The organism is Pedobacter ginsengisoli (assembly GCF_030244015.1).
Classification (GTDB): Bacteria; Bacteroidota; Bacteroidia; order Sphingobacteriales; family Sphingobacteriaceae; genus Pedobacter; species Pedobacter ginsengisoli.
Genome location: NZ_JASSYX010000001.1, coordinates 706,412 through 721,060 on the forward strand (window position 1 = coordinate 706,412; position 14,649 = coordinate 721,060).

Annotated in this window: 14 protein-coding genes; 7 read left to right on the forward strand and 7 right to left on the reverse strand. The window is 44.0% G+C overall.

Translation table 11 applies throughout. The features are described from left to right. Nucleotides 1–28 precede the first annotated feature (28 nt). The gene (locus tag QEP08_RS03110) at nt 29–1,186 is read left to right on the forward strand and encodes a PepSY-associated TM helix domain-containing protein (protein WP_285055622.1); all 1,158 of its coding nucleotides are present in this window, start codon (nt 29–31) and stop codon (nt 1,184–1,186) included. A 96-nt stretch (nt 1,187–1,282) separates the two neighbouring features. Beyond that, nucleotides 1,283–1,708: a GNAT family N-acetyltransferase gene (locus QEP08_RS03115; RefSeq protein ID WP_285055624.1), complete on the forward strand. Its 426-nt coding sequence runs from the start codon at nt 1,283–1,285 to the stop codon at nt 1,706–1,708. Nucleotides 1,709–1,712: 4 nt separating this feature from the next. Here QEP08_RS03115 and QEP08_RS03120 read toward each other — a convergent pair whose 3' ends face one another. Next, nucleotides 1,713–2,810 (reverse strand): mandelate racemase/muconate lactonizing enzyme family protein, encoded by a 1,098-nt coding sequence (locus tag QEP08_RS03120; RefSeq protein ID WP_285055627.1) that lies wholly within the window; start codon nt 2,808–2,810, stop codon nt 1,713–1,715. A gap of 50 nt (nt 2,811–2,860) precedes the next feature. On the opposite strand from QEP08_RS03120, the gene QEP08_RS03125 reads away from it, so the two are divergent. After that, on the forward strand, nt 2,861–4,876 hold the full coding sequence (locus QEP08_RS03125) for a thioredoxin domain-containing protein (protein WP_285055630.1): 2,016 nt from the start codon (nt 2,861–2,863) through the stop codon (nt 4,874–4,876). 7 nt (nt 4,877–4,883) lie between these two features. Continuing rightward, complete coding sequence (locus QEP08_RS03130; RefSeq protein WP_285055633.1) at nt 4,884–5,384, forward strand: FKBP-type peptidyl-prolyl cis-trans isomerase; 501 nt, start codon at nt 4,884–4,886, stop codon at nt 5,382–5,384. On the opposite strand, the gene QEP08_RS03135 is transcribed toward QEP08_RS03130, so the two are convergent. The 5 genes from QEP08_RS03135 to QEP08_RS03155 all read right to left on the reverse strand — a co-directional run bounded on the left by QEP08_RS03135 (nt 5,381) and on the right by QEP08_RS03155 (nt 8,629). After that, the gene (locus QEP08_RS03135; protein ID WP_285055635.1) at nt 5,381–5,797 is read right to left on the reverse strand and encodes a Fur family transcriptional regulator; all 417 of its coding nucleotides are present in this window, start codon (nt 5,795–5,797) and stop codon (nt 5,381–5,383) included. The genes QEP08_RS03130 and QEP08_RS03135 overlap by 4 nt on opposite strands. 3 nt (nt 5,798–5,800) lie before the next feature. After that, nucleotides 5,801–6,238, reverse strand: coding sequence for a hypothetical protein (locus QEP08_RS03140; protein WP_285055637.1), 438 nt, complete (start codon nt 6,236–6,238; stop codon nt 5,801–5,803). 52 nt (nt 6,239–6,290) lie between these two features. After that, nucleotides 6,291–7,478 (reverse strand): ABC transporter permease, encoded by a 1,188-nt coding sequence (locus QEP08_RS03145; protein ID WP_285055639.1) that lies wholly within the window; start codon nt 7,476–7,478, stop codon nt 6,291–6,293. Further along, a complete protein-coding gene (locus QEP08_RS03150) occupies nt 7,475–8,101 on the reverse strand; it encodes an ABC transporter ATP-binding protein (RefSeq protein ID WP_285055641.1) in 627 nt (208 codons plus the stop codon). The genes QEP08_RS03145 and QEP08_RS03150 overlap by 4 nt, the downstream gene beginning before the upstream one ends. Before the next feature lie 156 nt (nt 8,102–8,257). After that, nucleotides 8,258–8,629, reverse strand: coding sequence for a MerC domain-containing protein (locus QEP08_RS03155; RefSeq protein ID WP_285055644.1), 372 nt, complete (start codon nt 8,627–8,629; stop codon nt 8,258–8,260). Nucleotides 8,630–8,736: 107 nt separating this feature from the next. Here QEP08_RS03155 and QEP08_RS03160 point away from each other — a divergent pair, with 107 nt between their 5' ends. From QEP08_RS03160 to QEP08_RS03170, 3 genes are all read left to right on the forward strand, one after another. Further along, on the forward strand, nt 8,737–9,939 hold the full coding sequence (locus tag QEP08_RS03160; RefSeq protein ID WP_285055646.1) for a GTP-binding protein: 1,203 nt from the start codon (nt 8,737–8,739) through the stop codon (nt 9,937–9,939). Between the two features lie 67 nt (nt 9,940–10,006). Further along, on the forward strand, nt 10,007–12,058 hold the full coding sequence (locus tag QEP08_RS03165) for a TonB-dependent receptor (protein WP_285055649.1): 2,052 nt from the start codon (nt 10,007–10,009) through the stop codon (nt 12,056–12,058). Between the two features lie 25 nt (nt 12,059–12,083). Beyond that, the gene (locus tag QEP08_RS03170) at nt 12,084–12,722 is read left to right on the forward strand and encodes a hypothetical protein (protein ID WP_285055652.1); all 639 of its coding nucleotides are present in this window, start codon (nt 12,084–12,086) and stop codon (nt 12,720–12,722) included. Between the two features lie 291 nt (nt 12,723–13,013). Here QEP08_RS03170 and QEP08_RS03175 read toward each other — a convergent pair whose 3' ends face one another. After that, a complete protein-coding gene (locus QEP08_RS03175) occupies nt 13,014–14,645 on the reverse strand; it encodes an ABC-F family ATP-binding cassette domain-containing protein (RefSeq protein ID WP_285055654.1) in 1,632 nt (543 codons plus the stop codon). Nucleotides 14,646–14,649 lie beyond the last annotated feature (4 nt).

Genomic DNA, 14,649 nt, shown 5'->3' on the forward strand with positions numbered 1-14,649 from the left:
ATAGACAGTTCCGATCAAACCATAAAAAATGATCAAAAAGATATTCCGTACCATCCACTTATACCTTGCGCTGGCCGCCGGCCTGGTGATCATGTTGTCCTGTGCTACAGGTGCCATTATGGTATTTGAAGACGAACTCGATCATATGAGCAATCATGATCGTTATTATGTGGAACAGCAAAAAGTCAGGGTACCATTGGAAAAACTGCTGGAAAAGGCCCTGTACCAGGTATCTAAAGCTAAGCTGGTTGCTGTTAAAGTGTTTTCTGACCCAACAAGATCTGTAGAGATTGCATTGATTGTGCCGGAGAAAAAAGATGGCAGACAGCAGAAAAAGGAGAAGAAGGGTGGAGGAAAACCTGGCGTTTTCGTTTATTTGAACCCTTATAATGCTCAGGTTCTGGACATCTATATCAAAAAAGGTTCTTTTTTCTTCCAGGTGGAGATGCTCCATCGCTTTCTGCTTGGCGGGCAAAACAGTATTGGTAAGCTGATCATCGGCTTGTCGACATTTTCCTTTCTGATCATTACGATTACAGGAATTATATTGTGGTGGCCTAAGAACAAAAAGATCCTGATGCAGCGGCTGAAGTTTAAAATAAATGGCAGCTTTAAACGTCTGAACCATGATCTGCATGTTGTAACCGGCTTTTATTCTTCTATCTTTTTGCTGGTCATCATTGTTACCGGACTGGTCATGGCATTTGCCTGGGTAAATAAAGGGATTTATACCATCACCGGAAGCAGCATGGAAATTCCAGAGCCTCCGGTTTCAGTTTACCAGCCATCAAAAAAGACCATACCGGTTGAAGCGGCATTGACAAATGTGCCTTTGGATAATGTTGAATTTTATAACATCAGGATACCTAAAGACTCATCGGGCGTTTATGCGGTCAATGTACTGCCTTCAGGAAGTTCAGAAAATAAATCTGATGCTTATTTCATTGATCAGTATTCAGGTGTCGTACTTGGCAGGCTGATGTTCGCAGATAAGAACCTGGGACAGAGGATAAGGTCATATGTCAAACCAATTCATACGGGTGAGCTTTTCGGAATGCCAACAAAGATTTTAAACTTTATTCTCGCGCTTTTGACTTTCAGCTTTCCCGTCACAGGTGTGATTATGTGGCTCAACAGGATCAGAAAAAGAGAAAAAAAACGTAAAAAAGCGCTGGCTTCAATTTAGTTTCTTCTTTTCTCCTAAACAGATCTTTTGTGCTGATGATTGATCTATGTATTGTAAAAGAGGTTTTTTAAATTAGTGCAACAATCCTCTTCAAAGATGAATATCAGAAAGGCAGAAGTTAAAGATGCTGAGGTGATCGTTCGATTGCTGGAACAGCTGAACTATCCAACAGAAAACGGACTGGTAGCCAGAAGACTTTCACTCCTGGAAGATAATGATGAACATCTTGATGTGGTTATTGAAGTACAAAACAATGTACTTGGTTTTATGTCTCTTCATTTTATCCCGCAGATCACTTTTGATGCCGATTATGCAGTAATCAGCTACTTGGTTGTAGACCAGCAGACGAGAAAACAGGGCGCTGGGAAAATTCTCGAGGAATATGCAGTGGAAATTGCTGTAAAACGCGGTTGCAGGAGAATCTTTTTGCACAGTAATGCGAGAAGGACAGACGCCCACCGGTTTTACCTGAGACAAGGTTACCAGGAATATGCCAAAGCGTTCGTGAAATACCTGAGGTAATGTCTTATATAGTCCAGCTTTCGCAGGCGTTTAAAAATTCGGGCTTTACATCTGCTCCTATGCCTGGTGTATCTGGTACATCAACATGGTAGCCGCTATAAATTAAACCGCCGATAACCGGATCAGCCAAATGCCCAAGCATCGCCGAGTCCATATCGAAAAATACCACATTTGGACTTGCCAGAGCAAAATGCAGATTGGCGCTAAGCGCAAGGCGGGTTTCGAGCATTCCGCCGATCATACATTTAACACCCGTCTGCAGGGCTATCTCGTGAATCTTCTGCGCTTCCAGTATTCCGCCTGACTTTGAAAACTTGATGTTGAGGTAGTCAACAGAACCGCTGTTGATGAGCTTGCGGGCATCGTGATGGTTATAACAGCTTTCGTCGGCCATGATCTTGATCCGGGAATTTATTCGCAGTTCCGGAAGTTTGTCATCATACCAGGTACGCATCGGTTGTTCGCAAAACTGGATGTCAAAAGGCTCAAGGGCGCCCAGGGCAAATATAGCCTCGTCAAAACTCCACCCCTGGTTGGCGTCGAGTCTTAAGGCGATATCATCGCCTACAGCCGCCCTGATCTGGCGGACACGTTCAATATCCGTATGTACATCTTTGCCTAATTTTATCTTGATAATGCGGCAGCCTTTGTTTTTAAAAGTGACTGCGGCATTGGCCATATTTTCAGGCGTGCCAATACCTATGGTCATATCTGTCTCGACCGTACGCCTTTCCCCACCCAAAAATTTGTAAAGCGGTTGTTTGGCATTCTTGGCTACGATGTCAAAGAGTGCCATGTCAAAAGCACTTTTAATGGTGCTGTTGTGAGCGGCATAACCCAGCAGGTCGTTCATCCTGTCGGGAATATCCAGCGGATTTTTACCGATAAGAATTCTCGCAAATTCTTTCGCCATGGCCAGGCAGGTATCCTGGCTTTCGCCTACAATCATAGGGAATGCGGAACATTCCCCCACACCATAAATACCTGAGCCGGTCAAAATCCTTACCAGAACATTTTGTGCGTAGTGCATAGTTCCTGTTGCGATAACAAATGGTTCGGTAGGGATGCTGTAGCGGTAAATATCGATGCGGGTGATCTTCATTGTAATGGTTGTTACCGTAAAAGTACAATTTATCTTTTTACCTTTATAACATGAATACAGAACCCAACAGCCTGATCAGGGCTTCATCTCCATATTTGTTACAGCATGCATATAATCCTGTGAAATGGTATGAATGGGGGGAGGAAGCGCTTCAAAAGGCGAGAAAAGAGAATAAACTGATTTTGGTGAGTATTGGCTATTCTGCCTGCCACTGGTGTCATGTCATGGAAAGAGAATGCTTTGAAGATCACGAGGTTGCTGAGGTGATGAACAATGATTTTGTTTGTATTAAGGTGGACAGGGAAGAACGGCCTGATATTGACCAGATCTATATGCTGGCCATACAGCTGATGACGGGGAGCGGGGGCTGGCCATTGAACTGCATTTGTCTGCCGGACCAGAGACCTGTTTACGGGGGCACTTATTTTAGAAAGCACGACTGGATCAATATATTGCTAAACGTTGCAGGTATGTGGGCTAATGAACCGGAAAAAGCCCTGCAATATGCAGACCGCCTGACAGATGGCATCCGCAATGCTGAAAAGATCATACCCAATGTGCATGTTAGTGAATACAATAAAACGCATTTAACCGAGATCGTCGAACCCTGGAAACGCCATTTTGATATGGCAGAAGGAGGGTATAACCGTTCCCCTAAGTTTCCGTTGCCCAACAACTGGCAGTTCATGTTACGGTACAGTCATCTTATGGAAGATGATGCAACACATGTCTCAGCACTGATGACCTTGGAGAAAATGGCAATGGGAGGTATCTATGACCAGGTAGGTGGTGGTTTCGCCCGGTACTCGGTAGATGGCAGCTGGCATGTGCCGCACTTTGAGAAAATGCTGTACGACAACGGGCAACTCATCAGTTTATATGCCGAGGCTTATCAATACTCACATTCGCTGGTCTTTAAAGATATTGTAACCGAAACTATCGCATGGCTGGAGCGGGAAATGACCTCGCCTGAAGGTTTGTTTTATTCTGCTCTTGATGCGGACAGTGAAGGTGTGGAAGGAAAATTCTACGTATGGAGCCAGGAAGAGTTTGACGCAGTACTTGGCGATGATGCACATTTACTGAGAGATTATTTTCAGGTTACAGAAGAAGGGAACTGGGAAGAAGAAGAAACCAATATTTTGCTGAGGAAGTTTACTGAGGAAGAGTACGCAGAGGTTAAAGGACTTCAAATCATAGAATTTCAGCAAAAGATCAGAGCGGCTAAAGCTAAATTGCTGGCGGAGCGCGATAAGCGGATCAAACCCGGTTTGGATGATAAATGTCTTACGGCATGGAATGCAATGGCCATAAAAGGACTCGCTGAAAGCGCAGAGATCTTCAATGATCCACATTATTATGCTTTGGCCAAAAAAGCAGCTGAGTTTATTTTAGCGAATCTGCGGACTGCAGATGGCGGGCTGTTCCGAAACTTTAAGAACGGAAAAGCAACCATTTCGGGGTTTCTGGACGATTATGCTTTTTTTGTTGATGCCTTGATTGCGTTATATCAGTCAGATTTTGATGAACGTTGGCTGCAGGAAGCCAAAGGACTCACAGATTATGTGCTGCTGAATTTTGAAGATAAAGACAGCCCAGTACTATTCTATACCACAGCCGGTGGAGAAGCTTTGATTGCGCGGAAGCATGAAATCATGGACAATGTAATTCCTTCTTCAAATTCTGCGATGGCACAAAATTTACAGAAACTGGGTTTGTTGTTTGATGAACAAAGGTATACGGATAAAGCAGCGGCAATGCTGGCCGCCGTTCATCCTCAAATAAAAACTTACGGTTCGGCTTATTCCAACTGGGCTATTCAGTTGCTGAATGAAGTAGCGGGTACAAATGAAATAGCAATAACCGGAGCAGATACCCGGGAGATTAAAAAGGAACTCAACAAGCATTACATACCAAATAAAGTGGTGCTGGGCGGAACAAATTCTCAGCTTCCATTGTTAAAAGATAAGCGAAGCATTGAAACAAAAATCTATATTTGCCGAAATAAAACGTGCCAGTTGCCCGTAACTACGGTTGAGGAAGCATTACAGTTTATAATTAAATAACATCACAATGAGTATTAAACCCAATAACGTAGTATCATTAACGTACGAATTGCATACGACTAATGAAGAGGGACAACAAGTCTTTGTAGAGAAAGCAGATGAGCAGAATGCACTCGTATTTCTTTATGGTACAGGAATGATGTTGCCAAAATTTGAAGAACATTTAAACGGTTTAAATGTAGGTGATGAATATAGCTTTGAGCTTTCAGCGGCTGATGGCTACGGAGAAATAGATCCCGGTGCTTTTGCTGATCTTCCGAAAGATATGTTTAAAGATGTTGACCTGCCTGCCGTTGGCGATGTGATCCCACTGCAGGATAACCAGGGCAATCACTTCAGGGCTGGCGTTACTGCTGTAGGTGATGAAACGGTATCAGTAGATCTAAACCACCCTATGGCCGGTAAGAACCTGATCTTTGCAGGTAAGATCTTAACTGTACGTGAGGCTACTCCTGATGAATTGAGCCATGGCCATGCGCACGGTGCTGATGGTCATTCCGGTCACTAAATAACATTACAATTTTCACAGATGCCGTAGGCGGTTGCGCTTACGGCATTTGCTTTGAATCCCGCCGGCATTTTAATTTTCGGTATGGTTACCGAAAGACAATAGATCTTCAGACAATTGGTACAATTAAAATGTACGTGCTCATCATGATGATGATGTTCCGAACAGGAACCCGAACAAATGGCATAATTCGCTGTGCCGTTCATATCCATAATCCGGTGAAGGATTCCCTTATCTTCATAAATATTTAGGATTCTGTAAAGGGTTACCCGGTCTATTTCCTTTCCCAATTTCTTTTCCAGCTCTGGCTGAGAAATAGCCGACTTATCCAATGCAATCTCTTCCAGTACACGTACCCTTTGTTTGGTGTGTTTGAGGTCATGGTCTTTTAATATATTAACAGGATCTATCATTGCTTATATCGATTTCGCAGCGGTTAAAACAATAGGAGGGTTGTCCATCGCGTTGCCTGAGTTCAATTTCAATGTTCCTTTAACTACTATGGTAGCATAGGTGAATTTTATAGGCTCCGTCATTTCTACCATGACCATAACCGGCACACCGTTTTTCCCGCAATAAAAACACTGGTTGATGGGCAAGGTAGACAGCATGAACTTAGTTTGTTTCATACCATCCTTAATGGGCACTATATAGCCTTCCAGTTCAAAAGGCTTGCCCGCATATTTCTTGATCTTATCAGTAAATACAGCCAGCATTTCCGTATCCTTTACAATCTTAAAATCTACGCCGCCAACGATGTCCCAGTTGTCAGACATGATCTGGTCATCGGGATTGTGCTGTGCTTTGGCAGTTAAACCCGTAAGGAGCAGTAATGCAAATAGTATCTTCTTCATTATTATGTTTTTATGCCTCTTTGCTGAACAACACAGTGAGGCTGGTAATCCATTAGTTCTGAGAGAGTATTTTAGAAATGTTCGACCTGTATGCCTGTATAGCAGGTATTACTGCTGCAAATATACCAATACCTAAGCCAGCAACAAATAGGTATAGTTCATCAGACAGTAAAACTATTCCGGTCATTCTGGCCTGGCTGCTCTCCTGGTAACTTCCTATCAGCTGTATTGCAAGGTGTCCCAGTGCCATTCCTGTCAGAGTGCCTGCCAGGGTAAGCATGATGCCTTCACTGATCACGATGAAAAAAAGCTGGTTTCTCGAAGCGCCGAGGGTACGCATGATGGCCAGATCGTAGCTGCGTTCTTTCAGTGAATTGTATAGATTTACAAACACACTGATCGCCGCGATCAGCATGATCAGTACCGCAAACCATTGTAATGTGTCTATTCCGACACCGATTAAAGAAAATAGTCTGGTGCTTTCCTGTGCAGGCGACGCTGCCTGCATATTGGTAGTTTCATTGACCATTCGCGGAAACATGGCTACAGACATAGGCGATCGATACTGGATGAGCAATGAGGTTAGCTCTTTAGGTTCTTCATGATGGACGTCTGATTCCTCATGATCGTCGTGCATCTTCCATACACTGCCTACATTAGTCAGGATCAGGTTGTCGGTCACATTGCCCTGTTGCCGTAAAATTCCCTTAACAACATATTGATGCGCTTTATGTACATCAGAATTTCCTGTAAGTCCGTGTGCGCCATAAAAAGTATCGCCAATTTTCAGGTGCTGCGCCAATGCTACATTGAAACCTATAACAGTCTCAAAATCAGCGTGCCATATTTCTCCTTCGCCAACCTCCAGTTTATAAAGGGAGACAAAATTACTATCTGTACCCACTATGCGGACACCATTGTAATTATCTCCGAGTGCCAATGGTACTGCTCTTTTTACAAACGGACTATGTGCCAGCTCCATTGCCTCTTTTAAAGGGATGTTGCCAGTTGGAAAATCAATGTAATAAATGCTGCTGAGGATCAGTTGCAGCGGACTGCCTTTCGCGCCCACCACAAGATCGATGTCTTTGGAGTTATTTTCCAACTTCTCGCTGATCTGCGCAGACGCCAGCAGCAGCACCGTTAATATACCCGAACCAAAAGCAATCAATAATATATTCAGCGCCGAGGACAATGGTTTCGATACCAGGTTTTTCCAGCTGATCTTTAACGGACTCATAGCTCATAAGTGTTTGTGAACGCGTCTTTGATCCGCTTATCGTGAGTAGCCACAATTAATGTAGCATGATTCAGACCGGACTGTTCCAGTAAAAGTTCAAGTACAGCGGACGCATTTTTATCGTCAAGACTTGAAGTAGGCTCATCGGCAATGAGCAATGCCGGTTTGTTGATGACTGCTCTCGCAATAGATACCCGTTGTAATTGTCCCTGGCTCAGCTCTTTCTGATATGCATCTTTCTTGTCTGCTATGCCGAGAGAATTTAATACTTCGTTCACCCTGTCCTCGTTTTCCGGTAATTTAGCAAAGCTTTGTGCCATTAGCAGGTTCTCTGAAATACTGAGACTTTTAATCAGGTGAGGGCGCTGAAAAATGATCCCGATATTGCGGCCTCTGAACTGGTCAAGCTCCTTAGGTGACAGGTCGTATACGGACGTGGCATCCATGGTAACCTGTCCCTGGCTGGGTTTCAGTATTCCGGTCAGAATGTGCAGCAGGGTGGTTTTTCCACTCCCGGATGCACCGAGTAGCAACCACTGTTCTCCGTCTTTTACCATCCAGTCTTTAAAATTGATGTGGTATCCGGAAGGATATTCATGTGAAACTGATTTAACTGAGATCATGCTTGATTATTTTTTGAGACGGCTGTGTAAATATTTAAGATACATTTTTTTTGCATCCGGAGTATCATGTTTGCAACCGGGGTTTACTAGGCTGATGAATAACAGCAGAATACCAAATAGCACTTTTCTTTTCATGTCTTATGGGTGTAAAATTAGTTAAACGCAACAAGATTTACTGTACTTCCAGTTTAGAAAATGTGCTCCGGCAATGCTGAAGCCGCCCAGAGGAATCAATAAACCTTCAAGGTCTTCAATTAGATAATGCCCGCTTCCGATCAGGACGAAGCCAATGATCAGCACAATTAAGGGTGCTATTCGTTTATGAGCTGGATAAGAGGTCAGCAAAGAATAGAAGCCCAGAAGTACGGAAACACAGATCATGCTGACTTCTACCCAGCTGTTTGCCAGAAAACCCAGCCCTAACAGCGGCAGGCTGGTGAGCAGAAAAGGAAGGGCGGCGCAGTGCAGAGCACATGCCAGGGAGGCGGTAATCCCCAGCTGATCAAGTTTTTTTGGTTTAAGAATCATCTTTTTAATAAGTTTTTGAGGCATATAAAAATAATATTCACAAATATAAAAGCAATTATGTTGCATTTGTAATATTAATTGAAATATATTTGCAACTTAATTGCATTATGGAAAAGAAACTATTACCCGTAACCGTGCTCAGCGGATTTCTGGGCAGCGGAAAAACCACTTTATTGAATCATATCCTCCACAACAGGGAAAACCTGAAGGTTGCTCTGGTAGTGAATGACATGGCTGAACTCAATATTGATGCGAAAATGGTCAGAAATGAAAATACATTGTCTCAAACACAGGAGCGGCTCGTAGAGATGAGCAATGGTTGTATCTGTTGCACATTGCGTGAAGATCTGATCGTCGAGGTAGAAAAACTGGCCAAAGAAAATAGGTTTGACTATCTGATCATTGAAAGTTCGGGTATATCGGAACCGATACCCGTGGCTCAGACTTTTAACTATGCAGACGATGCATTGGGGATAGACCTCAGCAAATACAGCAGACTGGATACGATGGTAACCGTAGTGGATTGCTTCAATTTTAAGAAAGACTTTGGCACAAATGAAATGTTGCAGAACCGGGGATGGGCAGACGATGAGCACGACAAAAGAACTATTGTAAACCTGCTGACAGACCAGATCGAATTTGCCAACGTCCTTATTCTTAATAAAACAGACCTGATCAGTATTGAAGATCTGAAGCTGGTGAGGGCTGTTATCAGGAAGTTGAACCCCGGAGCCAGGCTGATAGAAACTTCTTTTGGTAAAATTGATCCCGCTGAAATATTGAATACCGCTCTGTTTGATTTCGAAGAATCGTCACAAGGTGCAGGCTGGATGAAGGAGCTCAATTCAGTAAACAGTTCCGAAATGGAAGAATATGGCATCAGCAGTACGGTATTTCGTTCGCAAAGGCCTTTTCATCCCGGCCGTCTCTGGGAATACCTCAATGTTGCGTTCCCAAATAATGTATTGCGTACTAAAGGGTTATTTTGGATTGCCTCAATGCCCGACCGGGCGCTAAATTTCTCGCAGGCTGGCGGATCGCTCAAGGTCGATGATGCCGGGAGCTGGTGGGCCAGTATGCCCTTGCAGGAACGGCTTAATTATTCAGATTACCTGGAAAACAGGGAAGATATAGAAGGCAGGTGGGACATGGCTTTTGGAGATCGTTTGAATGAACTGGTATTTATAGGACAGGATCTGGATAAAGAACATTTAAACAACGAGCTGACGTCCTGTCTGCTGGATGCCAAAGAACTGATCTGTTACTGGCGGGGGGAGCAATTCAGCAATCCATTTGAGCGTGTGCTTTAATTCTTTAAATATGTTTTTCCGTTTATTTTCCCTGATTTCAGTTCTTCTTTGGTGTTGCATCTTCCCGATGTTCGCACAGGAACGGTCTGATACCATCAAGTTAAAGGAAGTCGGTATTAAGGGCAAGCTCCCGCCTGCCGGCAATACCAGCATTTCGTCGACTTTGCAGGGACATGAGCTGGAGACTTCTAAAGGCTCCTCACTTGGTGATGTGCTTAAAGTCATCGCGGGTGTCAATGTGCTGAAAACCGGATCCACCATTTCAAAGCCTGTAATCCATGGCTTGCACAGTAACCGGATATTGATCCTCAATAATGGAATCAGACTTGAAGGCCAGGCCTGGGGAGCAGAACACGCTCCGGAGATAGATCCATTAATTGCTGACCGGATGATTGTTATCAAGGGTGCTGAATCGGTCAGGTATGGCGCGGAGGCCATCGGGGGTGTAGTGATGGTCATCCCGCCTGATATTTTTTCCGGGGACGGGACAGGTGGTTCGGTAAGTACCGTCGCTGCGGCAAACGGACGGTCAATTACTACGGCCGGAATGCTAAAGGGGACTTTAAATGGTCTCCGTGATTTTGGCTGGCGGATACAGGGAAGCTACAAAAAATCCGGCAATGTGAAAAGTGCAGACTATTACCTCGGCAATACAGGATTAAGAGAATTCAATTATTCTGCAGCAGCTGGCTACCGGACAGCTAAAGCGAGTTACGAAGCCTATTACAGCCAGTTTAGCACTACCCTGGGGATTTTGTATAGTGCCCATGCTGGTACAATGGAAGACATCGCAGCCAGGATCAACGCCGGGGAACCTATCGAAGATTATGGGTTCAACTACCGGATCACCGCGCCACGGCAGCGGATAGTCCATCATTTGGCTAAGGTCAGCGCCCGTTATGACTTAGGTGATCAGAGGTCGTTTAGTCTCATTTACGGTTTTCAGCGCAACCACCGCAAAGAATTTGATTTCAGAAGAGGAGACAGGGAAGCGCTGCCGATTACAGACCTGGTATTGAACACACATACGCTGAATATCGACCTGGTCAAATCGAGGGACAGTACCTTTAAAAGAACTTTTGGTTTTAACGGGGTTGCGCAAGTGAACACTAATATTCCCGGAACACTGGCGAATACATTTATTCCCAATTACGACAGTTTCACAGGCGGACTGTTTGCGATCCAAAAATGGAAAAGCCGGTCTTGGGAACTTGAAGCCGGATTGCGATACGATTTTAAATTATTTGATGCGGCAGGGTTCAGGTATTTATACAACTCCAGAGATACCACAGGTAGCGTTGCTGAGGAGTATTATGGCGGCCAGAGCCATTTTCATAATGTGACAGGCTCTTTGTCTGCCAGCTATATTTTGTTTACGCATTGGCGTTATATCAGCAATTTTGGGGTCGCCTGGCGGGCACCTGCAGCCAATGAGCTATTCAGCAACGGACTGCATCATGGCGCCGGACTGTATGAAATTGGGGATCCAAACATAAAATCTGAACAGGGCTATAAATGGATCAATGCCTTCAAATATGTTTCTGACCGGTTGTCCGTGGAATTGGATGCGTATGCCCAGTACATTAATAATTACATTTATACACGGCCTGATCTCACATACAGGCAAACGGTCAGCGGCACTTATCCTTTATTCAGATACCGCCAAACAAATGCGTCGTTTATAGGTGCTGACTTAAGCATGGCTTGCGTGCTTTTGTCGGCCATATCTTATAAGATCAATGTCGCGCTGGTCAGGGCCAGAGACCTTAGCCATGGCATGTATCTGCCTTTTATCCCTGCTGACAGGATAGATCAGAGTCTCAAAATGAGTTTGTCCTTTAAAATGCTGAGCAATGCTTTTGTGCAGGTCGGACATAGTTATGTAGCTAAGCAAACGCGCTACGAACCGGGTAGCGATTATACTGAGCCTCCTCCTGCTTACCATCTCTTCAATATGATGGCGGGATCTAACTACAGGATGGCTCGGCGGGAACTGAGCATCAACGCTGGTGTCGATAATCTCTTCAATAGAAAGTATAAGGATTACCTGAACAGGTATCGTTATTACGCGCATGACATAGGGCGGAATATCAGTCTTAGAATAGCCTATAAATTTTAAACATTAATAATTAATCACAACAAACATGAACAAATTACGTAATTACTCCCTGGCGATCTTAGTAGCTATCATTGCCTTGACCTTTAATGCTTGTAAGAAAGACCCTGCTCCGGAACTTCCGGAAGAAGAGATCGGTAAGGCAGCACTGACCTTTGTCGAAGTGGAACGTGAAGCCCATGACGATCATTTTCATTACAATCCGATAGCAGGCGGAGATTCTCTGACCATTGCATTTGATGGCCAGGGATTGCCTCCTGCAGGTACACACATTCATCTGCATGAAGGGGCTACCTACAAGTTGAGCCTTAAAGCATTTGATTTTGCTGGAAGAGAAATCCAGGAGGAATTTCTGGATAAGCACGATATCCATCAGGCTTTTATCCTCGGCGCACCTGCTGGTGTACTGACCTATGTTTACGCCGATCGCGATAAAGATAACAAGAAAGTTAATGTGGGTGTAAAGGGTTACCTTACTATTGATCAGCATACCGACAAGGGCTTTGTTTTTCGTTATGTGCTGCGTCATCTTAATCCGGGTGTAAAGGCCGGTATCACCGCTGCAAACTGGAACGATCCTGATTTTGCTGCAAAATTCTCAGGAGCAAATGACCTGGATTTAAAGTTCGATTTGCATCCTGTTGATGAAGACGGGCACGGTCATTAATGATTAATTTCTTTGCAAAAATATTGATGTATGTTTTTCAGGCTGCATCTCTTAGGCTCCTGAAGGGGAGCAAAGAGCGCTTATGCCTGAAAAACATACATCAATATTTTTGCTTGCGAGGTGCAGACCTGCAAATTTTACAAATCTCCCTTTGCCATCATTCAGGATGACACCGGGCCTTTGTTCCCTATCTTGCCGCCCTGCTTTCCAACAAAATTTGGTTTCTCAGAGGAGACATTGAGGTGTTGTGAAGCTGTGCCCAGTCTTCGAAGAGAACACCAATTTTGTCCCTTATTTTGACCCCCTATACATTTCAACTCTTAAAGCTGCAACATCCGGACTCGTAATGTACTCATCATAGGTCATCATCTTATCGATAGCACCCTTAGGGGTCAGTTCAATGATCCTCGTTGCTACGGATTCAGTAAGCGCATGATCCCGGGAGGTAAACAAAGCAGTTCCCCTGAAATCTTTCATACCGTTGTTCAAAGCAGTAATCGACTCGAGATCGAGGTGATTGGTTGGCTCATCAAATAATAAAAGATTGGCATGTCTCAGCATCATTTGCGAAAACATACAGCGCATTTTTTCACCTCCCGAGAGTACCTTTACATTCTTTAAAACCTCTTCACCGGAGAACAGCATTCTGCCAAGGAAACTTCTTACAAATTGCTCATCCTGATCTGTACCGGAATATTCGCGAAGCCAGTCTACGAGGTTCTCATCCTTGCCCTCAAAGTACTGGGAGTTGTCATTGGGAATATCCGCAACATTGATGGTCACTCCAAATTTAAATTCACCGGTATAATTCTTTTCCCGACCTGTTAAAATGTTATAAAAAGCAGTAGTCGCCAGACTGTTCTGAGAAAGTACAGCTATCTTATCGCCTTTGTTGACCATGAAGCTTACATTCTTGAACATCACATCTCCGTTCAGTGTGCAGGACAGATTTTCTACCTGCAGGATCTGGTCTCCGGCTTCTCTGCCCAGGTTATTGAAGAGAATAGCAGGGTATTTTCTGCTCGAAGCCTTGATCTCGGAAATGTCGATTTTATCAAGGGCCTTTTTACGGGAAGTCGCCTGTTTTGATTTTGAAGCATTGGCACTGAAGCGCTGAATGAATTCCTGCAGTTCTTTGACTTTCTCTTCCAGTTTCTTATTCTGATCACTCCGCTGCTTCAATGCCAGCTGGCTTGATTCATACCAGAAAGTATAGTTGCCAGAGTAGATGTTCATTTTACTGAAGTCTATATCTACAATATGCGTACATACTGCATCCAAAAAGTGCCTGTCGTGAGAAACCACCAATACAATATTCTGATAGTCTGCCAGAAAGTTTTCCAGCCAGGCTATGGTGTCAATATCCAGATCATTGGTAGGCTCATCAAGTAAGAGAATATCGGGGTTACCAAATAAGGCCTGAGCCAGTAACACACGAACTTTTTGATTTCCATCCAGCTCTTTCAATTGCTTATAGTGATGCTCTTCTTTGATGCCAAGATTGCTCAGCATGGTAGCGGCATTACTCTCCATGTTCCATCCATCCATTTCTGCAAATCTGTTTTCAAGTTCACCGGCACGTTCACCGTCTTTATCTGTGAAATCTTCTTTCAGATAGATGGCATCCTTTTCCTTCATGATGTCATACAATTCCTTGTGCCCCATCATAACGGTTTCAATCACTGAAAACTCGTCAAACTCATAGTGGTTTTGTTTTAAAACCGCCATGCGTTCGCCCGGGGTAAAGGCCACGCTACCAGTAGTTTGACTGACTTCTCCCGAAAGAATTTTAAGGAAGGTAGATTTACCAGCTCCATTTGCACCAATTACACCATAACAATTGCCCTGGGTAAATTTTAAGTTGACATCTTCAAATAGTGTGCGTTTTCCGTAACGGAGTGATAAATTAGAAACTGAAATCATATTG